The 22,004-nt window shown below is 44.5% G+C and carries 21 protein-coding genes and 1 tRNA gene; 15 read left to right on the plus strand and 7 right to left on the minus strand.

Going from position 1 to position 22,004, the window contains the following annotated elements:
* The 10 genes from R8N46_RS18340 (at position 1) to luxS (ending at position 11,183) form a co-directional block, all read left to right on the plus strand.
* A tRNA-Arg gene (locus R8N46_RS18340) sits at positions 1-77 on the plus strand.
* 553 nt (positions 78-630) lie between these two features.
* Positions 631-888: an oxaloacetate decarboxylase subunit gamma gene (locus R8N46_RS18345; protein ID WP_005379932.1), complete on the plus strand. Its 258-nt coding sequence runs from the start codon at positions 631-633 to the stop codon at positions 886-888.
* 31 nt (positions 889-919) lie between these two features.
* Complete coding sequence (oadA, locus tag R8N46_RS18350) at positions 920-2,704, plus strand: sodium-extruding oxaloacetate decarboxylase subunit alpha (protein ID WP_104979686.1); 1,785 nt, start codon at positions 920-922, stop codon at positions 2,702-2,704.
* 9 nt (positions 2,705-2,713) lie between these two features.
* Positions 2,714-3,844: a sodium ion-translocating decarboxylase subunit beta gene (locus R8N46_RS18355; protein WP_005379935.1), complete on the plus strand. Its 1,131-nt coding sequence runs from the start codon at positions 2,714-2,716 to the stop codon at positions 3,842-3,844.
* Between the two features lie 123 nt (positions 3,845-3,967).
* Positions 3,968-4,918, plus strand: a complete 951-nt coding sequence (locus R8N46_RS18360; RefSeq protein WP_213972465.1) for an NADP-dependent oxidoreductase — start codon at positions 3,968-3,970, stop codon at positions 4,916-4,918.
* A complete protein-coding gene (locus tag R8N46_RS18365) occupies positions 4,912-5,373 on the plus strand; it encodes a YqaA family protein (RefSeq protein ID WP_005379938.1) in 462 nt (153 codons plus the stop codon). Before R8N46_RS18360 ends, R8N46_RS18365 begins: the two co-directional genes overlap by 7 nt.
* Positions 5,374-5,382: 9 nt before the next feature.
* A complete protein-coding gene (locus R8N46_RS18370) occupies positions 5,383-8,226 on the plus strand; it encodes a M16 family metallopeptidase (RefSeq protein WP_017820389.1) in 2,844 nt (947 codons plus the stop codon).
* A gap of 156 nt (positions 8,227-8,382) precedes the next feature.
* Positions 8,383-9,951 carry a glutamate--cysteine ligase gene (gshA, locus tag R8N46_RS18375; protein WP_115386284.1) on the plus strand — a complete coding sequence of 523 codons (1,569 nt, stop codon included), beginning with the start codon at positions 8,383-8,385 and terminating at the stop codon, positions 9,949-9,951.
* 23 nt (positions 9,952-9,974) lie between these two features.
* Positions 9,975-10,580: a hypothetical protein gene (locus tag R8N46_RS18380; RefSeq protein WP_171343190.1), complete on the plus strand. Its 606-nt coding sequence runs from the start codon at positions 9,975-9,977 to the stop codon at positions 10,578-10,580.
* A gap of 84 nt (positions 10,581-10,664) precedes the next feature.
* Complete coding sequence (gene luxS / locus R8N46_RS18385) at positions 10,665-11,183, plus strand: S-ribosylhomocysteine lyase (protein ID WP_017820391.1); 519 nt, start codon at positions 10,665-10,667, stop codon at positions 11,181-11,183.
* Between the two features lie 67 nt (positions 11,184-11,250).
* On the opposite strand, the gene R8N46_RS18390 is transcribed toward luxS, so the two are convergent.
* Positions 11,251-12,531: an HlyC/CorC family transporter gene (locus tag R8N46_RS18390; protein WP_005379948.1), complete on the minus strand. Its 1,281-nt coding sequence runs from the start codon at positions 12,529-12,531 to the stop codon at positions 11,251-11,253.
* Between the two features lie 124 nt (positions 12,532-12,655).
* Positions 12,656-13,450, minus strand: coding sequence for an inner membrane protein YpjD (locus R8N46_RS18395; RefSeq protein ID WP_005379950.1), 795 nt, complete (start codon positions 13,448-13,450; stop codon positions 12,656-12,658).
* 224 nt (positions 13,451-13,674) lie between these two features.
* Between R8N46_RS18395 and ffh the strand changes: the two genes are divergently transcribed.
* The 5 genes from ffh (at position 13,675) to rplS (ending at position 17,277) form a co-directional block, all read left to right on the plus strand.
* On the plus strand, positions 13,675-15,057 hold the full coding sequence (gene ffh, locus R8N46_RS18400; RefSeq protein ID WP_005385423.1) for a signal recognition particle protein: 1,383 nt from the start codon (positions 13,675-13,677) through the stop codon (positions 15,055-15,057).
* A 209-nt stretch (positions 15,058-15,266) separates the two neighbouring features.
* Complete coding sequence (gene rpsP / locus R8N46_RS18405) at positions 15,267-15,515, plus strand: 30S ribosomal protein S16 (RefSeq protein WP_005379962.1); 249 nt, start codon at positions 15,267-15,269, stop codon at positions 15,513-15,515.
* Positions 15,516-15,544: 29 nt separating this feature from the next.
* The gene (gene rimM / locus R8N46_RS18410) at positions 15,545-16,093 is read left to right on the plus strand and encodes a ribosome maturation factor RimM (RefSeq protein ID WP_005379964.1); all 549 of its coding nucleotides are present in this window, start codon (positions 15,545-15,547) and stop codon (positions 16,091-16,093) included.
* Positions 16,094-16,120: 27 nt separating this feature from the next.
* A complete protein-coding gene (gene trmD, locus R8N46_RS18415; RefSeq protein WP_115386283.1) occupies positions 16,121-16,882 on the plus strand; it encodes a tRNA (guanosine(37)-N1)-methyltransferase TrmD in 762 nt (253 codons plus the stop codon).
* Between the two features lie 41 nt (positions 16,883-16,923).
* Positions 16,924-17,277 (plus strand): 50S ribosomal protein L19, encoded by a 354-nt coding sequence (gene rplS, locus R8N46_RS18420; RefSeq protein WP_005379971.1) that lies wholly within the window; start codon positions 16,924-16,926, stop codon positions 17,275-17,277.
* An 825-nt stretch (positions 17,278-18,102) separates the two neighbouring features.
* On the opposite strand, the gene yacG is transcribed toward rplS, so the two are convergent.
* The 5 genes from yacG to R8N46_RS18445 all read right to left on the minus strand — a co-directional run bounded on the left by yacG (position 18,103) and on the right by R8N46_RS18445 (position 21,996).
* Positions 18,103-18,297: a DNA gyrase inhibitor YacG gene (gene yacG, locus R8N46_RS18425; RefSeq protein WP_017635922.1), complete on the minus strand. Its 195-nt coding sequence runs from the start codon at positions 18,295-18,297 to the stop codon at positions 18,103-18,105.
* Positions 18,298-18,455: 158 nt separating this feature from the next.
* Entirely contained in the window at positions 18,456-19,196 is a 741-nt protein-coding gene (gene zapD, locus R8N46_RS18430; RefSeq protein WP_005373086.1) for a cell division protein ZapD, read from the minus strand.
* A gap of 27 nt (positions 19,197-19,223) precedes the next feature.
* Positions 19,224-19,838 (minus strand): dephospho-CoA kinase, encoded by a 615-nt coding sequence (gene coaE / locus R8N46_RS18435; RefSeq protein WP_017635920.1) that lies wholly within the window; start codon positions 19,836-19,838, stop codon positions 19,224-19,226.
* Entirely contained in the window at positions 19,839-20,708 is an 870-nt protein-coding gene (locus R8N46_RS18440; RefSeq protein ID WP_025768182.1) for a prepilin peptidase, read from the minus strand.
* Positions 20,709-20,772: 64 nt separating this feature from the next.
* The gene (locus tag R8N46_RS18445) at positions 20,773-21,996 is read right to left on the minus strand and encodes a type II secretion system F family protein (protein WP_017635918.1); all 1,224 of its coding nucleotides are present in this window, start codon (positions 21,994-21,996) and stop codon (positions 20,773-20,775) included.
* Positions 21,997-22,004: the final 8 nt, after the last annotated feature.

Here is a 22,004-nt window from a genome sequence, read left to right on the forward strand (position 1 = left end):
GCGTCCTTAGCTCAGCTGGATAGAGTACCTGGCTACGAACCAGGCGGTCGGAGGTTCGAATCCTCCAGGACGCGCCAGTCATTGAAACAGCCTCGCAATTGCGAGGCTTTTTTGTATCTAGACATCTGAAATATGGCGTAGGATCACTAGAGCCTATGTTCCTCTTTTTTAAAAGCGAATATGTGCGTATCTAAGCAATTTGCTATCAAGCTTCTGTCGCATCGTGTGAAATCATCCTGATTATCCCTCCTATACACTGACTTCCATTTTTCATTTCAATTACTCTTATGTAGTTACTTTGTTTGTTATTTGTTTGTTAATTGTTAATTTTATTCATCTTTTTGTTTTTGTTGGTTTTTACTGCGTGAGTACCGATTTGATTTTGAAATCTAAATCGCAGTTTTTATTTATGTCCTCCTTTACTCTGTTCATAAGGTGGTAGCGATTTGAAGTGATTATTTTGTCATGAACTGTGATCTGGGTAGTGAATAAATAATCATTTATCAGGATTACTACAAACCTTCCTTAAACAAAATTGACAAAATTTAACCAATCGAGATAATCCATGGGTCGGGATTTGACACTATTAAAGTCCTGCACGTTGTCAGGATGACAAAGAAAGGAAGCAACATGACTAATATAGGAAGCCTGCTAGTAGATGCGGCCACCCTGATGCTAACGGGGATGGCGGTCGTATTTATTTTCCTCACTATTCTTGTTTATCTCGTTCGGTTAATGTCGAAATTGGTACCAGAAGAAGTACCAGAGCCGATCGCAGCACCAAAAACAAACACTAATATTCAATCAACCTCTTCAGCTGTTAGTCCACAAGTAGTGGCGGCGATCTCGGCTGCGATTCATAAACATCGCGCCTCATTCGCGAAGTAGCCGAACTAGGATTAAAAAGGAGTTTAAGAGCATGTCTAAACCACTAGCTATTACTGATGTGGTCCTTCGTGATGCCCATCAATCACTATTTGCTACGCGTATGCGTATTGAGGATATGCTGCCTATCGCAGCTGAGTTGGATAAGGTTGGTTACTGGTCTCTAGAGACTTGGGGTGGTGCAACATTTGATTCTTGTATTCGATTCTTAGGAGAAGACCCTTGGGAGCGTCTACGTGAACTAAAAAAAGCGATGCCTAATACACCAATGCAAATGCTACTGCGTGGTCAAAACCTTTTAGGATACCGCCATTATGCCGACGATGTAGTAGAGAAGTTTGTTGAACGCGCGCATGCTAACGGCATGGATGTATTCCGTATTTTTGATGCAATGAATGACGTGCGAAACTTCCAGAAAGCCGTGAAAGCAACGGTTGATGTTGGTGCGCATGCTCAAGGTACGTTGTCTTACACAACGAGCCCAGTGCATAACGCAGACACTTGGGTTGACTTGGCAAAACGCCTAGAGGATTTAGGTTGTCACTCGCTGTGTATTAAAGATATGTCTGGCTTACTTAAGCCTTATGAAGCGGAAGAGCTTATCACGCGTATCAAAGCGTCTTGTGATGTGCCATTGGCACTTCATTGTCATGCAACAACGGGGCTGTCTACAGCAACAGCGGTAAAAGCAGTAGAAGCCGGTATTGATATTCTCGATACTGCGATTTCTTCAATGAGTTGTACTTACGGTCATACACCGACTGAAACGGTAGTCGCTATGCTAGAAGGCACCGAGCGAGATACCAATTTGAAACTCGAGCAACTGGAACCTATCGCCGCATATTTCCGTGAGGTACGTAAGAAGTATGCGAAGTGGGAAGGCCAGTTAAAAGGAGTCGATTCACGCATCCTGATTGCCCAAGTGCCTGGTGGTATGTTGACCAATATGGAAGGCCAGTTGAAAGAGCAGGGCGCTGCGGATCGCATTGATGAAGTATTAGAAGAGATCCCTCGTGTACGTAAAGATCTTGGTTTCATTCCATTGGTGACTCCAACTTCACAGATCGTCGGTACGCAAGCGGTGATTAACGTTCTTACTGGCGAGCGCTATAAGAGTATTACCAAGGAAACCGCTGGCCTATTGAAAGGTGAGTACGGTCAAGCGCCAGCCGAGTTAAATGCAGAACTGCAAGCGAAAGTGCTTGATGGTAAAGAGCCAATTAGCTGTCGTCCTGCCGATTTACTTGAGCCTGAAATGGAGACGCTTACGGTTGATCTGATGGAGAAAGCGAAATCAGAAGGCATTAAGCTAGCAAGTGAGCGTGTTGATGACGTACTCACTTATGCACTTTTCCCTCAAGTTGGGCTTAAGTTCCTTAAGAATCGTGAAAACCCAGAAGCATTTGAGCCAGCACCAACGCTAGAAGCTGCGAAGCCTGCTGTACCTGCAGCTCAACCAGCAACTGGTGGTGTAGAAACTTATAGTGTACGTGTTGACGGGCAGGTGTATGAGGTGGAAGTTGGCCCTCAAGGTGAACTGACATCTGTTGCTCCTTCTAATGCACCGGCAAAATCGGCTACACCTAGCACACCTTCTAATGCTTCAGCTGAAGCGGTGCCTGCTCCTCTTGCAGGTAACATCTTCAAAGTGAATGTTCAGCCTGGTGCTGAGGTAGCTGAAGGCGATGTATTGCTCATCCTTGAAGCGATGAAAATGGAAACTGAAGTACGAGCGGCGCGTGGTGGTGTGGTTCAAGAGCTGAACGTTAAAGAAGGCGATGCTGTCACAGTAGGTGCGCCTCTGTTGAGCCTAGCGTAAGGGAGTATCATGGACGGATTGTTAACCCTTTGGGCAGAAACAGGGATCGCTAACTTCGAGTTCGGCCAAATCTGTATGATGCTGGTTGGTTGTACTTTGCTGTTTTTGGCAATTAAAAAAGGATTTGAACCTTTACTGTTATTGCCGATTGGTTTCGGTGCTATTTTGGCGAATATTCCAAATGCTGGCTTTACTGAGCCTGGTGGCTTGCTCTACTACGTTTACTACATTGGGATTGAATCGGGTGTGTTCCCGCTATTGATCTTCATGGGTGTGGGCGCGATGACCGACTTTGGTGCTTTGATCGCAAACCCAAAAACGTTGTGGTTAGGTGCGGCTGCGCAGTTTGGTATTTTTGCAACACTGTTTGGCGCTATTTTGCTCAACTATGTACCTGGCATGGAGTTCTCCATGGCAGATGCTTCGTCTATCGCGATCATCGGTGGTGCTGATGGGCCGACAGCGATTTTCTTAGCGAGTAAGCTCTCTCCAGATCTGCTAGGTGCGATTGCAGTCGCGGCATACAGCTATATGGCATTGGTGCCGATTATCCAGCCACCAATCATGAAAGCACTGACAACCAAGGAAGAGCGTCAAATTAAGATGGCTCAGCTTCGTCATGTTGGTAAATGGGAGAAAGTCATCTTCCCGCTTGCTGTATTACTGATGACGATTCTGTTCTTACCTTCAGCTACGCCATTGGTTGGTATGTTCTGTTTGGGTAACTTGATGCGTGAAGCTGGTGTGGTCGATCGTTTATCGAAAACTGCTCAAAATGAATTGATCAACATAGTGACTATCTTTTTAGGTCTTGGTGTTGGTTCTAAGCTGCAAGCTGAGCAGTTCTTGAACCTAGAAACGTTAGGTATCTTGGGGTTAGGCGCAGTTGCATTTAGTATCGGTACTGGTGCGGGCGTCCTGATGGCGAAACTGCTTAACAAGTTCTCGAAAGAAGACATCAACCCACTTATTGGTGCGGCTGGCGTTTCTGCGGTACCAATGGCCGCGCGAGTCGTAAACAAAGTTGGTTTACAAGCTAACCCGCAAAACTTCTTGTTAATGCATGCGATGGGACCAAACGTTGCTGGTGTGCTGGGTTCAGCCGTTGCGGCTGGTATATTGTTAGCACTTGTTGGTTAGACATTATTGAAAATGGAATGATCAACCAATTTACAAAATCACGATTAACTTAGGTTAACAAAATGGTTTATAGTCAAAGGGATGCTTTCGCATCCCTTTTTGTTTTCTTGCAGGGAATGGTTTATGGAACACAAACAGATCGTTATCACTGAGTTTGGTGATGCCAACGTACTCGCGATTCAACATGCTTCTACACCATCACCACAGCCTGGTGAAGTCTTAGTAAAAGTCGCTTTTTCAGGCGTAAATCCTATTGATGTCAAAACTCGAGCTGGGCTCGGTTGGGCGGCAGCGCAGAATAAGGATAATTTACCTTGGGTGCCAGGTTACGACATCTCAGGAAAAGTGATGTCTTGTGGAGAGGGGGCATCACGCTTTAATGAAGGTGATGAGGTGGCTGGATTTATTGGTTTCCCAGTTCGAGGCGGTGGATACAGTCAATACATATGTGTTCCAGAAACTGAGTTAAGTCATGTTCCTAGCTCTGTCACTTTAGAGGCAGCTGCTGCATTACCGTTGGCGGGACAAACTGCGGCACAAGCTCTCAGTAAGGCTAATGTGACGGAAAACGATCGCGTACTTATCCTCGCTGGAGCCGGTGGTGTTGGACACCTCGCGGTACAAATTGCGATCGCGACGAAAGCGGAAGTCTTTACAACCTGCAGTGAACGAAATCTAGACTACCTTGCGACGCTCGGTGCTCATGCAGTGAACTATCAATTTGCACCAGTGTCAGAACGTGTGGAAGATGTTGATGTTTTGATTGATTTAGTAGGCGGAGATTCTGCGTTAGATGCGCTTAAATGCTTGAAAGACAATGCGAGAGTCATCACCGTTCCAACCATCACAGCTGAGCTGATTTGTGAAAAAGCCAAACTCCTAGGCTTTGAGGCTAGTGGCATGTTGGTTGAACCAGATCCTGCGCAGTTAGATACCTTGTTGTACATGGTCGGCGTTGGCTTACTGAAGACTGAAATTCAACAGGTTTATCCTATGAGTGATGTCATTGGTGCTCACCAGCAGGTCGAATCAGGAAGAACCAGAGGCAAGGTGTTGCTTGATATGACATGCTAGAAGCATTTAACACGAGTTTTGAAAGTTTAGCGCTTTGGTTTTCAGATTCAGCATTATGGGTGCTTTTCATGACCGGTTTTCTCAGTGCCACGTTGTTGCCTGGTGGTTCTGAGGCGGGCTTAGTTGCCACTCTCTCATTAAATCAATACTCCGTTTCTTCAATTGTTATGGTCGCTACTATCGGTAATACGCTTGGTGGCTTAACAAATTATTGGCTTGGCTTGTGGATTCCCAACAAAGCACAAGAGGAAAAGCACGGTCATACCGCATTAAAGTGGCTCTCTAAGTATGGCTATTGGGGGTTATTTTTTAGCTGGTTACCTGTAATAGGAGACCCGCTGTGTTTAGCCGCAGGGTGGCTAAGAATGAAGTTTCTGCCTTGCGTGATTTTAATATTTTTAGGAAAGGCTGCTAGGTATAGCTTACTTGCGGCCATCTATCTCGGATTATTTTAAGGAAAGTACATGAAGATGTTTTGGGTTGGCGCGTGTTCACTGTTGGTGATCACGGGCTGTGCATCAAATACGCCAGTTTCATCACTGCCGAAAGGGGTAACTTTCGTTGAGTCATCGAAAGCTGAAGAAGGCAAAGTTAAGATTCCATACCAAAAGTATAAACTCGATAATGGTTTAACGGTGATCTTAGCTCCTGAAGATTCTGACCCATTGGTCCATGTGGATGTGACTTACCATGTTGGTTCAGCTCGTGAAGAAGTGGGTAAGTCTGGTTTTGCGCATTTCTTTGAGCACATGATGTTCCAAGGTTCAGAGAACGTTGGTGACCAAGAGCACTTCAGAATCATCACAGAGGCTGGCGGCACGTTAAATGGTACAACAAACCGCGATCGTACTAACTACTTTGAAACTGTCCCTGCTAACCAGCTCGAGAAAATGCTGTGGTTAGAGTCTGACCGTATGGGCTTTTTGTTGGATGCGGTTTCTCAACGCAAATTTGAAATTCAGCGTTCGACTGTAAAAAATGAGCGAGCTCAGCGTTACGATAATCGTCCTTATGGCTTAATTTGGGAGCGCATGTCCGAAGCGCTATATCCTGAAGGTCATCCGTATTCGTGGCAAACCATTGGTTATGTTGAAGATCTTGATCGTGTTGATGTGAACGACCTCAAAGCGTTTTTCTTGCGTTGGTATGGCCCAAACAATGCGACTATCACGATCGGTGGTGACTTAGACGTTGAACAAACTCTAGAGTGGGTAAATAAGTACTTCGGTTCGATTCCTCGTGGTCCTGAGGTTGAAAATGCGCCGAAACAACCTGCAAAACTGCAAGAAGACAAATACATCACGCTAGAAGATCGTATTCAACAACCTATGGTGATGATCGCGTGGCCAACAACCTACAACGGCGAAGAAAGCCAAGCGTCTCTCGACACGTTATCAGAAGTATTGGGTGGCGGTACCAACAGCGTGCTCTATCAAGACCTAGTGAAGACTCAAAAAGCGGTCGATGCTGGTTCATTCCATGACTGTGCTGAACTGGCGTGTAACTTTTACGTTTACGCAATGGGTGATTCTGGAGACAAAGGCGACCTATCAAAACTGTACGACGAGCTTTTACAATCACTGAATCAGTTTGCGGAAAAAGGCGTGACAGAGGATCGCCTTGAGCAGTTGAAGGGTAAAGCGGAAGCGGATGCTATTTTTGCGCTAGAAAGCGTTAAAGGTAAAGTGACTCAGTTGGCTTCCAACGAGACATTTTTCGGCGATCCTGATCGTCTTGAGCAACAGCTTGAGCAAATCCGTGCAGTTACGCCGACTTCGGTAGAAAAAGCGTATACGGACTTTATCCAAGGTAAGAACAAAGTGACCCTAAGCGTGGTCCCAAAAGGAAAAACAGACCTTGTCGTAAAACCTGCGACCTTTGTGACGCCAAAGCGTACGCTGCCAGAATATGAAAAAATTTCCGATGACCAATTGGCGTATCGTCGTGCGACCGATAACTTCGATCGCTCAGTGCAACCGCCAGTAGGAGAACCAGTGAAAGCGACGATGCCAGAGCTGTACGAGTTACATTTCAAGAATGGCTCGGAGCTGCTTGGTGCAGTTAGCGATGAAACGCCGACGGTGATGATGCAATTTAGTCTACCTGCCGGGACACGTTTTGTTGAAAAGGGTAAAGAAGGTCTTGCCCAATTGACCGCTGCGATGTTGCAAGAAGGTACAACGAAACGCAGTGTCGAAGAGATTCAAGCTGAGCTTGATAAACTGGGTAGTGTTATCTCTGTTAATGCCACAGGTTATACAACAAACATCAGTGTTTCTGCTCTAGAAAAGAACTTAGAGCCGACGTTAAAAATTGTCGAAGAGATGTTGCTGTCTCCTGCATTTAATCAAGATGATTTCGAGCGTGTAAAAATGCAAGCGCTAGAAGGCCTGGTATATGAGCACCAAAATCCAAGTTGGATGGCGTCACAAGCGAGTCGCCAGGTGCTCTATGGGGATTCGGTTTTTGCTCGACCAAAAGACGGCACGCAAGCAGGTGTCAGTGCATTAACGTTGGATGATGTCCGTGAATTCTACTCGAAGCATTACACGCCACAAAGTGCGCAAATCGTCGTTGTTGGTGACATCAATAAACAGGAAATTGAGCAGCAACTGACGTTCTGGAAAAACTGGCAAGATGAAGCTGCGCCATTGTATGCACCGCAAAGCATTGCTGCATTAGGTGAGCAAAAGATCCATCTTGTTGATAAACCAGGAGCGCCGCAAAGTGTGGTCATGATGGTTCGTCAAGGTATGCCTTACGACGCAACGGGCGATTTTTACCTAAGCCAACTGGCAAACTTCAACTTAGCTGGGAACTTCAATAGCCGCATTAACCAAAATCTACGTGAAGACAAGGGTTACACATACGGTGCTTACGGATATTTCTCTGGCAATCCAGAAACAGGCTCGGTGGTTTTCACCGCGCAAGTACGAGCGGATGCAACGGTTGCTTCGATCATTGAGATGGAAAATGAGCTAAATGAATACTCGCAGTCAGGTATTACTGATGAAGAGATGAAATTTATGCGTCAAGCGGTCGGTCAAAAAGATGCACTGAAATATGAAACGCCAACACAAAAAGCGGAGCTCATCAGTGATATTCTTAAGTACAACCTCGATCATGATTACTTGCAGCAAAGAAACGCTATCGTAGAAAAAGTCGATAAGCAGACGTTGAATGCGCTGGCTCAGAAATGGTTTGATCCAAATGACTATCAAATTATCGTCGTTGGTGATGCTAAATCGTTGCGTCCTCAATTAGAAAAGTTGGGGAAAGACGTAGAAGAGCTTGAAATCATTCGATAGAGTACACATTTAATAGCGGAGAAACGTTTCTCCGCTATTCATCTAGATAAGCAACTTTTCGTGGGTTATTTATCTAGATGCATTAACTATCAATAACTTAGCTTACACTTGTGTTATGTAACAAGTGTCCTGCTCCCAATATAAGCGAACCTCATTTTGACTGATTTTGCTGCGCGACTAAAAAAAGTTGCATCAAACCCCGAAGTATTTAAGCAGTTTGGACGCGGTGTTGAGCGAGAAACTTTGCGCTATCGTCAGGATGGACATCTAGCTACAACTCCTCATCCTGAAGGGTTAGGCTCTGCGTTCACAAATCAATGGATCACAACGGATTTTTCGGAATCATTGTTAGAGTTCATTACGCCTGTGTCACATGAAATTCCAGAACTGATGGCACAGCTGAAAGATATCCATCATTTCACTCAAACCAAAATGGGTGAAGAGAAAATGTGGCCACTATCAATGCCTTGCTACGTAGGCTCAGAGGATGATATTCAGTTAGCCCAGTATGGCTCTTCGAATGCAGCGAAAATGAAAACGTTGTACCGAGAAGGCCTAAAGCGTCGTTATGGCAGCCTGATGCAAATTATTTCAGGTGTCCACTTTAACTTCTCGTTTCCTGAAACATTTTGGGATGCGCTCTATGGCGAGCAAGATGAACAAGCCCGCCAAGATGCTAAGTCTGATACGTACTTTGCGTTGATCCGTAATTACTACCGCTTTGGCTGGATGATTCCCTACTTCTTTGGTGCATCACCAGCGTTATGTGGCTCTTTTATTCAAGGTCGTGAAACCGATCTGCCATTCGAGAAGATTGGCGGGACATTATATTTGCCGAAGTCGACGTCTTTGCGTTTGAGCGATCTTGGCTATACCAATAGTGCGCAAAGTGTGCTGAAAATTGGTTTTAACAGCATTGACCAATACCTCGATGGTTTGAGTGATGCGATTCGCCACCCATCAGAAGAGTTTGCGAAAATTGGGGTAAAAGTGGATGGTGAATACCGCCAGCTTAATTCCAATATCTTACAAATTGAGAATGAACTGTACGCTCCGATTCGTCCAAAACGTGTATCGAAAAGTGGTGAGAAGCCTTCAGATGCGTTACGACGCGGTGGTGTCGAATACATTGAAGTTCGTTCTCTAGATGTTAACCCATTCAGCGCAGTGGGCTTAAATGAAGATCAAGTACGATTCTTGGATCTCTTCCTTACCTGGGCGGCCTTGTCAGACTCAGACCCTATGGATAACTGTGAATTAGAGTGTTGGCGCGATAACTGGAATAAAGTCATTGTTTCTGGCCGTGAAAAAGGTCTAATGCTGCAAATTGGTTGTCAAGGTGAACGTCTATCTCTACAAGATTGGGCACACCGAGTTTTCGTCGAGTTACGTCAAATAGCACAGCAAATGGATATGACCGCTGGTGGCAGTGCATACCAAGATGTGTGTAATCAACTCGAGACATGGATTGATAACCCAGAACTAACGATCTCTGGTCAACTATTAGAGCTAACGAAAGAGCTGGGTGGGCTAGGTAAAGTCGGTTGTACTCTTGGTATGAAGTACCGTGATGAAAACCTAGCTCACGGTTATCAGTACTATTCACAAGATACGATGGAAACGGAAGTTGCGTCGTCCGTGGAAAAACAAAAGCAAGCAGAGCAGAGTGACATGCTTTCTTTTGATGATTTTTTGGAAGATTACTTTGCTTACCTGAAGCAGTAATGACTAACTAAGGATTGGTGGGGTTGAACATTAAGTCGTTAGTAGTAGCGGTACTTGGAAGCGTGTTACTTGCAGGTTGTGCTACGGCACCGCCAAAGCAGCAGAATAACTTATGCGAGATATTCCGAGAGAAATCCGGTTGGTACGATGATGCCAAAGATATGGAAGATGAATGGGGTACCCCTATTCATGTCGCTATGGCCATCATTAAACAAGAAAGCAGCTTTCGGCACGATGCAAAACCACCTAAAGATTATTTGCTAGGGTTTATTCCTTGGGGACGAGTCAGCAGTGCGTATGGTTACGCTCAAGCTCAAGACCCTGCTTGGGAAGACTTCCAAGATGCGACAGGTCAGGGTGGCTCTCGTACCAACTTCGATGATTCTATGATGTTTGTCGGTTGGTACACTCATGAAACACGGCGTCAGCTAGGGATTTCATTATGGGATCCCTATAACCAGTATCTGGCTTATCATGAAGGGCGAGGTGGGTATAAGCGAGGTACTTATAATCGAAAGCCTAGTTTAATCAAAGTCGCTCGACGTGTTGAACAAACAGCGAAAACTTATGGCTGGCAGCTGAAGCAATGTCGTCAGGAATTAGAAGACAACAGCAGCTGGTTCTTTTAGCCCACAGTCTGTTCATGTGCTGTAGGGATGAATGACATTTATCCATTACCGAAAGGTACTGGAGTTACAATCAGGAGAGATGTAATGCCTTTACTCGATAGTTTTACCGTGGACCACACTCGTATGAATGCACCCGCTGTACGAGTGGCGAAAACCATGCAGACCCCAAAAGGGGATACGATTACTGTTTTCGACTTACGCTTTACTGCGCCAAACAAAGACATTCTTTCTGAAAAAGGTATTCACACCCTAGAGCACCTTTATGCAGGCTTTATGCGTAATCACCTAAACGGTGATTCTGTTGAGATCATCGATATTTCGCCTATGGGTTGCCGCACAGGTTTTTACATGAGCCTGATTGGCACACCATCAGAGCAGCAAGTCGCAGATGCTTGGATTGCAGCAATGGAAGACGTGCTGAAGGTAGAAAGTCAGAATAAGATCCCTGAACTTAACGAATACCAATGCGGCACGGCAGCAATGCACTCTTTAAAAGAAGCACAACAGATCGCAAAGAACATTTTGGATGCTGGTGTTTCGGTGAACAAAAATGATGAACTTGCTTTGCCTGAGTCGATGTTAAAAGAGTTGCGCATCGACTAGGTGCTCATTAAGAAGCATATTGCCCCAATAAGTAAAAAGCCTGACATGAGTCAGGCTTTTCTTTTGGTTATTTGGATGTCGATTTTTTCTTCTTCGGATAAACACGAACGAGCTTGATTCGGTTCTCTTCAATCTCAACAAGTTCCATTGGGTGACCCGCTACTCTCACACTTAGATGGCTCTCAGGAATATCTTCCAGGTGCTCCAAAATAAGACCGTTTAACGTTCTTGGGCCATCCGTTGGTAAATCCCATTTCAGGCCTTTGTTAATATCTCGGATATTGGTGCTGCCTTCAATAAGAAAGCTTCCGTCACCTTGAGGACTGATTTCATCAGAGAGGCTTGGAGAAATTGACGTCGTGAACTCACCAATGATCTCTTCCAGAATATCTTCAAGAGTAATTAGACCGATGATATCACCGTACTCATCCACGATCAGACCGATACGTTGCTTGTTGCGTTGGAATTTCAACATTTGCACGTTCAGTGGTGTGCCTTCTGGGATGTAATAGACCTCATCAGCAGCACGTAATAGCGTTTCTTTGTTGAATTCGTTCTTTTCCAACATCAGACGATAAGCTTCACGCAAGCGCAGCATGCCAACCACTTCATCAATTTGGTCACGATAGAAAACTATGCGCCCATGTGGTGAGTGGGTTAGTTGACGAACAATGGATTTCCAGTCGTCGTTAATATCGATACCAGTAATTTCATTGCGTGGGACCATAATGTCGTTCACGGTGACGTGCTCAAGATCCAAAATAGACACCAGCATGTCTTGGTGTCGGCGAGGGATCAAACCGCCAGCTTCATTTACTACCGTACGCAGCTCATCGGAGCTAAGATGATCTTCTGCTGAGTGATCCGCTCTTACACCAAGTAAGCGGATAAAGCCATTCGTAATAAAGTTAACAAGCATCACTAAAGGCGACAGTAACTTCATCAGTATGGTCAATAATATACTGCTCGCGTAGGACACACGTTCAGGGTAAAGCGCTGCAATTGTTTTAGGGGTAACCTCGGCAAAAACCAATACAACCATAGTTAGTGCACCGGTTGCGATAGCGACACCTAAATCACCATACAAACGCATACCAATAATGGTCGCGATCGCGGACGCGAGAATATTAACGAGGTTGTTGCCGATAAGAATAAGACCAATCAAACGATCTGGACGGTCTAATAGTCTTTCGACTCGCTTAGCACCCTTATGCCCGTTTTTGGCTAAGTGTTTTAAGCGATAACGATTCAGAGACATCATCCCTGTTTCTGAACCGGAAAAGTAACCTGATATGACGATAAGACACGCGAGTAGCGCAAACAAGATACCCGTAGAGATGTCGTCCAAAACGTTGCTGTTCCTTGTAAGTATTGGGTTATATAACGGTTGAGTAAGTCCGTTAAGTCAAAGAGTTAAGGCGTACTGTATTTTATCTAGCCTAAAATATAAAGGATAGGAGCCCTAGAGCTCCTTAATTCAAGATGATTTCTTTTACAAAGCGACTGCCAAAATATGCCAGAGTTAACAGTGTTGCTCCTGCAACAGCGAACCATGTGACTTTTCTACCACGCCAGCCTTTTTGATAGTGACCCCAAAGCAGTATTGAGTACACCACCCAAGCGATGAAAGAAAGAATGCCCTTATGTGCCTTACCTTGGGCAAACATATCCTGCACAAAGACAAAGCCAGTAATGAGCGTGGCAGTTAACAATAAGTTACCGATCAAAATAATTTTGAAGAGTTGACGCTCCACCATTAATAGAGGCGGCAGGTTTGGGTTAATCGCCAAAGATTTTTTTGCTTTCAGTTTGTGATCCAGCCAAGCCAACTGAAGCGCATATAGTGCCCCGATAGTTAAAGTCGCGTATGAGAAGAGCGCAAATGAAATATGAATGAGTAGCTTAGGGTCATTCTCTAGGTGCTTTATAAACGTGCTTGGCAAAAATGTGGCAGCAGATAAATTGATGGCAGCAAAGCTATAAACGACAGGCAATAAAAACCACAGTCGGTTTTTCAACATAGCAAGGCTCATGACCAGAGAAATAATAAAACTGATCAAAGAAGCCACGTTGAGAATACTCAGGTTTTGACCTGAACCATCAAAGATCAGATCACTCAAAATCCACGCATGAAAAACAAGCGCACAGGCAGCACTAGCAAACACTGTTTTTGCTTTGATTCCTGACTGTTGTGAGAGTCCGGGTATGATGGTCGCAATCGCCAAGACATAAAGTATGGCGGCCGCGATGGCTATTAAGCTATCCATGAATCCTAAATATTATTGTGCACGATGGAGAAATTATACCTTGCATTACACTTTGGGGCTACGTTATATCCGACATCAATCGTGAGAGATGAGATATTGAAATTAATAAGTTACCGCACCATATATAAATAGAGACAAGAATAGGACAGCGGTACGGGTATGACTCAGACCTTGGCTAATGTATACTCACACTAATTAATCGCCATTTTAGCGAAGAGACAAAGATGTTTGAGAATTTAACGGATCGATTATCCAAAACGCTGAAAAATATCAGTGGTAAAGGTCGTCTGACCGAAGACAACATTAAAGAAACCCTACGTGAAGTCCGAATGGCTCTACTTGAAGCTGACGTTGCGCTTCCGGTCGTTCGTGAATTTGTGAACCGCGTTAAAGAAAAAGCGGTGGGCGTAGAAGTTTCTAAATCTCTGACTCCAGGTCAGGAATTTATCAAGATCGTTCAAACAGAACTTGAAGCCGTAATGGGTGAGTCGAATGAGGCGCTAAACCTTGCTGCTCAACCACCTGCTGTGCTTCTTATGGCTGGTCTACAAGGTGCGGGTAAAACCACATCGGTAGGTAAGTTATCTAAGCTTCTAAAAGAACGTGACAAGAAGAAAGTTTTGGTTGTGTCTGCCGACGTTTACCGTCCTGCGGCAATCAAGCAGCTTGAAACACTGGCATCAGACATCGGTGTTGACTTCTTCCCATCATCACCAGACCAAAAGCCTATTGATATCGCCAATGCAGCGATTGACCATGCGAAGAAAAAATTCTACGACGTATTGATTGTCGATACCGCAGGTCGTTTGGCAATTGATGAAGAGATGATGGGGGAGATCAAAGATCTTCACGCAGCTATCAACCCAGTAGAAACGCTATTTGTTGTTGACGCCATGACGGGTCAAGACGCAGCAAATACAGCAAAAGCCTTTGGCGATGCGCTACCTCTTACCGGTGTAGTTCTAACTAAGGTTGATGGTGATGCTCGTGGTGGTGCGGCACTTTCAGTACGCCATGTCACGGGCAAGCCAATCAAATTCTTGGGTGTCGGTGAAAAAACTGACGCGCTAGAACCGTTCCACCCAGATCGTGTTGCTTCACGTATTCTTGGCATGGGTGACGTTTTGTCTTTGATTGAAGACCTACAACGCAACGTTGACCAAGAAAAGGCAGAAAAGTTAGCGAAGAAGTTCAAAGAGAAGAAAGGTTTCGACCTTGAAGATTTCCGTGAACAGCTAGGCCAGATGCAAAACATGGGCGGCATGATGGGGATGATGGATAAGCTTCCAGGAATGTCCCAGCTACCAGACAATGTAAAAGACAAAGTCGATGACAAGATGTTCAAACAGATGGAAGCGATCATCAGCTCCATGACAATGAAAGAACGTCAACGCCCAGAAATTATCAAGGGCTCGCGCAAGAAGCGTATCGCGGCTGGTTCTGGTGTGCAGGTTCAAGATGTAAACCGCTTACTAAAACAGTTCACCCAAATGCAGAAAATGATGAAAAAGATGCAAAAAGGTGGCATGAAAGGCATGATGCGCAACATGCAAGGCATGATGGGCGGCATGGGTGGTGGCGGTGGCTTCAACCCATTTGGTCGTTAATTAATCGATCACGCATAGATTCAGGGTGTTAGGTACGTCACAAACTTTAAATTCAATTTATGTTGGTGAAAAAGTAACTAAACTCCTTGCATTGCTCCGGGAGAAGAGTAAAATTCCGGAGCTTTATTTTGGCACGAGACCCCAAACTGTTTAATTTCTTGAATGGTTTTTGGGGTTAATTTTATTTTTGAGAAAGCAAAGAGGACGACATGGTAACCATTCGTTTGGCACGTCACGGCGCTAAAAAGCGTCCATTTTATCAAATCGTAGTAGCGGACAGCCGCAACGCTGCAACTGGCCGTTTCATCGAGAAAGTTGGTTTCTTCAACCCAACTGCTAAAGGTCAAGAAGAAGGTCTACGTCTAGACCTAGACCGCGTTAACCACTGGGTTGGTCAAGGCGCGTCAGTATCTGACCGTGTTGCTAAGCTAGTTAAAGACGCTCAAAAAGCGGCTTAATTTTTTACTTGAAAAGTAGAAACTAGTTTATGTCGATGAAAGGTAAAGAAACAATGAGCAACGAAAAGATTGTTGTAGGCAAGTTTGGTGCTACTTACGGCATTCGTGGTTGGCTTAAAGTTTTTTCCTACACAGACAATGCTGAAAGCATTTTCGATTACAGCCCTTGGTACATTAACCAAAAGGGCAAGTGGGTTGAGTACAAAGTAGAAAGCTGGAAGCGCCATAACAAAGGTATGGTGGCTAAGCTGGAAGGCATGGATGTTCGTGAAGACGCGCATCTAATGACGAACTTTGAAATTGCTATTGACCCTGCGGTACTTCCTGAATTGTCAGAAGATGAGTTCTACTGGCGCGAATTGTTTGGGATGCAAGTTGTAACTACTAAAGGTTACGATCTAGGTGTCGTTACTGACATGCTAGAAACTGGCTCAAACGATGTTCTGGTTGTTAAAGCAAATCTTAAAGATGCTTTCGGGCAGAAGGAACGATTAATCCCGTTCCTTGAAGAGCAAGTGATCATTAATGTTGATCGCGAAGCTCAACGGATCGAAGTTGACTGGGATCCTGGATTCTAATCTCCAAAATTACAGAGCGAGATAAACATGTGGGTTGGCGTTATTAGCCTTTTTCCAGAAATGTTCCGTTCTGTTACTGATTTTGGAGTAACAGGTCAAGCGGTTAAAAAAGGTCTTTTGTCGATTGAGACTTGGAATCCTAGAGATTTCACTCACGACAAACATCGCACAGTCGATGACCGACCTTACGGTGGTGGCCCTGGTATGTTAATGATGGTTCAGCCTTTGCGCGATGCCATTTATACCGCGAAAGCAGCCTCACCGGGCAAGACGAAAGTCATCTACCTTTCTCCTCAAGGTCGCAAGCTCGACCAGAAAGGAGTGGAAGAACTGGCAACGAATGAGAACTTGCTTCTGATTTGTGGTCGTTATGAAGGGGTAGATGAGCGCATCATTCAATCTGAAGTCGACGAAGAATGGTCGATTGGTGATTTTGTGATGACGGGTGGTGAGATACCAGCCATGACGTTAATCGACTCTGTCTCTCGGTTTGTTCCGGGTGTACTAGGGGATTTCGCGTCAGCAGAAGAAGACTCTTTTGCAAATGGCTTGTTAGATTGCCCTCACTATACGCGTCCAGAAGTATTGGATGACAAAGAGGTACCAGCTGTACTGATGTCAGGCAATCACAAGGACATTCGTCAATGGCGACTCAAGCAGTCGTTGGGCCGTACTTGGCTAAGAAGACCAGAGCTCCTGGAAAACCTAGCTCTGACTGACGAACAGGAACAATTACTTGCTGAGTTTGTTAATGAGCATAAAGCCATTAAAGAACATAACGCAAAGTAACCTAATTTATTTAGTATCAGTTTATTCTAGGAATTTAAAAAATGAGTAACATCATCAAAGCTCTTGAAGAAGAGCAAATGAAATCAGACCTACCTAAATTTGCACCAGGTGACACTGTTGTAGTTCAAGTTAAGGTAAAAGAAGGTGACCGTGAGCGTCTACAGGCTTTCGAAGGCGTTGTAATCGCAATCCGTAACCGTGGTCTACACTCTGCTTTCACTGTACGTAAGATCTCTAACGGTGAAGGTGTTGAGCGTACGTTCCAAACACACTCTCCAATCGTTGATAGCATCGAAGTTAAACGCCGTGGTGCAGTACGTCGTGCCAAGTTGTACTACCTACGTGAGCGTTCTGGTAAGTCTGCTCGTATCAAAGAGAAACTTGCTAAGAAGTAATGCTATAACTAGCGTTCTCATCTTAAACGGAGTCCTTTTAGGGCTCCGTTTTTTTATTTGTGTAATTAGCTTGCTCGTTTCTTTTCACCCGACCTGCACTGTCGATGCTCATGCACTGACGTACACTCCACGCCTCTGTCTTGTTGTGAATAGATTCCTGATGTCGCTATGGCTCCTCGGAATGACGGGAAACAATGATCAAATATTACTGGGTACTGTGGTTAAAATTCGTCATTCTGGATAGCGACGAAGGAGCGTGATTCAGAATCTACTAGTTGAGAATGTAAGTGTTTAAGTTGTTAGCTTCATCCTTGCTGTTAGTAGATTCTTAATGTCGCTATGGCTCCTCGGAATGACAGGTAATGATGGTCAAAGATTACAGAGTACCGTGGTTAAAATTCGTCATTCTGGACAGCGACGAAGGAGCGTGATTCAGAATCTACTAGTTGAGCATGCAATTGTTTACGTTGTTAGCTTCATCCTTGCTATGCGTAGATTCCTGATGCCGCTATGGCTCCTCGGAATGACAGGAAATGATGGTCAAAGATTATAGAGTACCGTGGTTAAAATTCGTCATTCTGGACAGCGACGAAGGAGCGTGATTCAGAATCTACTAGTCGAGCATGCAAGTGTTTAAGTTGTTAGCTTCATCCTTACTGTGAGTAGATTCCTGATGTCGCTATGGCTACTCGGAATGACGGAAAATGATGGTCAAAGATTATATAGCACCGAGGTTCAAATTCGTCATTCTGGACAGCGACGACGGAGCGTGATTCAGGTTCCCCAAGAAGGAACCTAGGGTATTCCTTTACCCTAGGTCTCAATTTAATACTGGTCTTCAGACCAGCCATCACTATCGGACATATCGGGTGCGCCTGGGATGGTGTTTTCTTCATCTGCCCATTCACCAAAATCAATCATTTGGCATTGTTTACTGCAGAAAGGGCGATGAGGACTTTGTTCTCCCCATTCTACGTCGGCGCCACATTGTGGACATTGAACGATGGTAACTTTAGACATAGTTGAGCGTCCCATTACTAATTGGTGTTAAAGGGTAGTATACCTAAACGAATTAAAGATGGCTTATTCAACGCGCTATTGCTGCTACGAAATTTTATCAAATATAAGCGCAATAAAGCGTTGAATTTTAGATTATGGAGGCGAGGCTAAGTGTCGTCTTAGCTGCACACAGCAAGTTCAAATTCAATATCTTGTGTGCACGCTTGACCGTTTTCAAACGACATGAACTTGATCGCAAAGCGGTTTTTATGGCCTGAAATCATAGGATACACGCCATATTCCATTGGGATGTGAAGTCTTAGAATGTTGGCTTCATCAGCGTCACTTTGGAAGAAACCTGCACGACCGATTTGAGCTTTGAAATGTCCGGTCTCTCTAGTGAGCTTTAACCATAACGAAAGCGCATCAGATAAGGGCTTTAAGCTTGCTTGCCACTGTTGTGCATCACGCTTTTTACGTTCAATAGGTAGATGAAGCCAGTAGTGTAATGCTGGCAGATCAAAACAGCATGAACCACCCGGTAGATTAAAGCGTTGACGGATAGAGCTTAGGAAGCGATCTTCTTTTAATGCTTGGCCAAAACGTTCTGCACCCATCAGTTGGCTATGAACGACATCTATCTCTTGTAGTAGGGTATTTAATGCGTCTTGATCGACGCCATCAACATTTAGCCAATGGCGGTACGACAGCCGTTGCTTCTCAAGATCTTTAGCCAGTTCACTTTTCAACTGGATCTGTTCGAAGATCTCAACCATATCGAATAACGCACGGAAAAACAGTTGATACTGATGATTTTCGCTAAACCCAGAGGCCAAGTGAGCCTGACGCAGCAGAGACTCCACTCTTAGATAAATACGAGTTTTCTCATTTAACGGATGTTCAAATTTGTGCGTGGTCATCGACATAAGCCTTTGTGAGTTTCGTTCCTATTTTCGCAGATTTTTCTTACACATGGCTAGGTACTTTTCGTGCAAATCTGTGATTTGAAGCAAAAGATCAGGGTCACTTGGATTATTCTTAACCACATCGTCTGCAAGCGCGAGCCTTTGCTCTCTTGATGCTTGAGAGGCAAGGATGGCGCGAACTTGATCTTCACTCACATTGTCTCGTTTCATCGTGCGAGATATCTGTGTATTCGGTTCTACATCGACGACAAGAACGCGATCACACAAACTATCTAGCTTGTTTTCTACGAGCAACGGCACCACAAGTAACGCATACTCTGAAGTGACTTGCTGCAAATCTTCGATCATCTTTTCACGAATTATCGGGTGCAACAGTGCGTTGAGCCATGCTTTTTCATCTGAATTCGAAAAGATTTTTTCTCTCAGCTTTGCGCGATCTAAAGTTTGGTCTTCACGAACGATATCGTGACCAAAGTGTTCAATAATCGCGTTTAGGCCGGGAGTACCTGGTTCGACAACTTCTCTTGCTACAATGTCGGCATCAACGATATCGATTTTAAATTGTTGTTTGAACAGATTCGCGACGGTTGTTTTTCCACTAGCGATACCACCTGTTAAACCAATAACCAAAGCCATTTACACTCCTAGAACTGAAGTAAAGTACCAGTTTAAAATCTGCTCGCCCCAAATTAAGCTTATCCAACCAGCAATTGCTAAGTAAGGACCGAAAGGGAAAGCTTTTTCAATTCCCTGCTTTTGCAAGCGTAGTTGAATGATGCCAAATACGATGCCAACCACAGAAGAAAGTAGAATGATCATCGGCAGTGACTGCCAGCCCAGCCAAGCCCCTAGTGCTGCTAGTAGTTTAAAATCACCATATCCCATTCCTTCTTTACCAGTAAGTAGCTTAAAGCCCCAGTAAACGGACCAGAGACATAGGTAACCAGCAATAGCACCAATGACAGAATCTTGTAGAGTAACAGGACTTATTTCGACTAATGCTAAGGCAATGCCAGCCCAAGTTAATGGTAATGTTAATTGGTCAGGTAACAACATAGTATCGAGATCGATAAATGTTGCAGCGATTAAGATAAAAGTGAAAAAGAGTAGTGCAACGGTAAAGTAACTAAAACCAAAGTGGTAAGCGACAAAGCCTGAGCAGAATGCAGTGAGCAGTTCAATCAGTGGATAGCGTGTGCTAATGGTTGTCTGACAGTTGTGACATTTGCCTTTTAAAAGCAGCCAGCTAATCACAGGAATGTTGTCGCGAATACGTATCGGTGTTGCGCATTTCTGGCAGGAGGAGCGTGGGACGCTCAAGGTCAGCACTTCTTTAGGAGGTTCTATTTTGTATTCAGGAAATGACTCGGCACATTCGCGTCGCCATTCTAGTTCCATGATTTTAGGTAGTCGATAAATAACCACATTGAGGAAGCTACCCACGATAAGACCGAAGATGGTGGCAAACACAACGAATAGCCAAGGGTAGTACTGGAATACTTCCATATTTGTCTCTTGAGCGATGAGTGAAATCAGCAAGATGCTGTTTTAAAGGAGTTAACAGCTCATTCTAGCCCAATACACTCATTAAGTTAAAGATTGGCAAGTACATTGCTGTCACTAATCCGCCAACAACGATACCTAAAAAAACGATAATTAGTGGCTCTAGAATTTTACTAAGGTTGTCGACGGTGTTGTCGACTTCAAACTCGTAGATTGTTGCAACTTTATTGAGCATATCGTCAAGTCGACCAGACTCTTCACCGATCATAACCATTTGTAACACCAATTCAGGGAACACATTACAGTTGCGCATGGCTACATACATTGGCATACCTGCGGCGGTATCACGGTAAACTTCTTCTATGGCGAGTTGATAGTGCAAGTTTCCTGATGTTTTTGATGTAGTTTTTAAACTGGTTAGAATTGGAATGCCCGCTGTAAAGCTTGTGGCGAGTGTTCGACTAAATTTGGCGATAGCGGCTTTTGATAATACAGGGCCCAGGACAGGAAATTTAAGCACAGAGCGGTTGAGCATTAAGCGAAAAGAATCTGAACGCTTAGAGAGGATTCTCGCCGAAATGAATAAACTAATGGAGCCTAGTGCGATAAACGGACTCCAGTTTTGTGTCCAGGCGGAAAGATCTAATACTTGCCTGGTAAACCACGGTAAGTCAGCACCAAAACCAACAAACATTTTTTCAAACTCGGGAATGACTTTGGTGAGCATGATAAACGACACGCCTAACGCTACTAGCACTACCATCGCTGGGTAAATCAGTGCTTTGATCACTTTCGCACGGAGTTGTTCATTTTTTTCTCGGTAGGTGGCTAAGCGCTCGAACACTTCTGCTAAGTTACCGGATTGCTCACCTGTGGCGATAAGATCGGTATAGAGTGGGTCAAAGTGTTCACTTGCAGTGCGCATGGCTTTTGACATGGGCGTCCCCGCTTCAACGGCGCGTGTCACGCTCATCAAAATGGATTTCATCTCTGCTTTTTTATGATTTTCTGAGACCAATTTTAAAGCCTGAACTAAGGGTACACCGGTTATCAACATCGTCGAAATCTGACGGGTAAACACCGTGATGTCTCTGCCTTTCACGCGATGGCTGAGTTTAGTGAGAAACGAGATACTGCTTTTCTTTAACTTCTTGATCTTGATGTGCTGTGCGTCTAGACGCTCGCGTACTTCAATTTCTGTCATCGCGAGGGTTTGTCCAGACGTCTTTTTGCCAGAACTGTTGATGCCTTTCCAGCGGAAGTTTTTAAGTTGTGGTGTAGTGCTTTTCATAGAGGTGA

Source organism: Vibrio sp. 1874 (genome assembly GCF_033344395.1).
In the GTDB taxonomy this organism is placed as follows: Bacteria; Pseudomonadota; Gammaproteobacteria; order Enterobacterales; family Vibrionaceae; genus Vibrio; species Vibrio alginolyticus.

Excerpts from the sequence above, each read along its gene's own strand:
- R8N46_RS18345 (WP_005379932.1), top strand. The coding sequence starts at position 631 with ATGACTAATATAGGAAGCCTGCTAGTAGATGCGGCCACCCTGATGCTA.
- oadA (WP_104979686.1), top strand. The coding sequence starts at position 920 with ATGTCTAAACCACTAGCTATTACTGATGTGGTCCTTCGTGATGCCCAT.
- R8N46_RS18355 (WP_005379935.1), top strand. The coding sequence starts at position 2,714 with ATGGACGGATTGTTAACCCTTTGGGCAGAAACAGGGATCGCTAACTTC.
- R8N46_RS18360 (WP_213972465.1), top strand. The coding sequence starts at position 3,968 with ATGGAACACAAACAGATCGTTATCACTGAGTTTGGTGATGCCAACGTA.
- R8N46_RS18365 (WP_005379938.1), top strand. The coding sequence starts at position 4,912 with ATGCTAGAAGCATTTAACACGAGTTTTGAAAGTTTAGCGCTTTGGTTT.
- R8N46_RS18370 (WP_017820389.1), top strand. The coding sequence starts at position 5,383 with ATGAAGATGTTTTGGGTTGGCGCGTGTTCACTGTTGGTGATCACGGGC.
- luxS (WP_017820391.1), top strand. The coding sequence starts at position 10,665 with ATGCCTTTACTCGATAGTTTTACCGTGGACCACACTCGTATGAATGCA.
- R8N46_RS18395 (WP_005379950.1), bottom strand. The coding sequence starts at position 13,450 with ATGGATAGCTTAATAGCCATCGCGGCCGCCATACTTTATGTCTTGGCG.
- ffh (WP_005385423.1), top strand. The coding sequence starts at position 13,675 with ATGTTTGAGAATTTAACGGATCGATTATCCAAAACGCTGAAAAATATC.
- rpsP (WP_005379962.1), top strand. The coding sequence starts at position 15,267 with ATGGTAACCATTCGTTTGGCACGTCACGGCGCTAAAAAGCGTCCATTT.
- rimM (WP_005379964.1), top strand. The coding sequence starts at position 15,545 with ATGTCGATGAAAGGTAAAGAAACAATGAGCAACGAAAAGATTGTTGTA.
- trmD (WP_115386283.1), top strand. The coding sequence starts at position 16,121 with ATGTGGGTTGGCGTTATTAGCCTTTTTCCAGAAATGTTCCGTTCTGTT.
- rplS (WP_005379971.1), top strand. The coding sequence starts at position 16,924 with ATGAGTAACATCATCAAAGCTCTTGAAGAAGAGCAAATGAAATCAGAC.
- yacG (WP_017635922.1), bottom strand. The coding sequence starts at position 18,297 with ATGTCTAAAGTTACCATCGTTCAATGTCCACAATGTGGCGCCGACGTA.
- zapD (WP_005373086.1), bottom strand. The coding sequence starts at position 19,196 with ATGACCACGCACAAATTTGAACATCCGTTAAATGAGAAAACTCGTATT.
- coaE (WP_017635920.1), bottom strand. The coding sequence starts at position 19,838 with ATGGCTTTGGTTATTGGTTTAACAGGTGGTATCGCTAGTGGAAAAACA.
- R8N46_RS18440 (WP_025768182.1), bottom strand. The coding sequence starts at position 20,708 with ATGGAAGTATTCCAGTACTACCCTTGGCTATTCGTTGTGTTTGCCACC.
- R8N46_RS18445 (WP_017635918.1), bottom strand. The coding sequence starts at position 21,996 with ATGAAAAGCACTACACCACAACTTAAAAACTTCCGCTGGAAAGGCATC.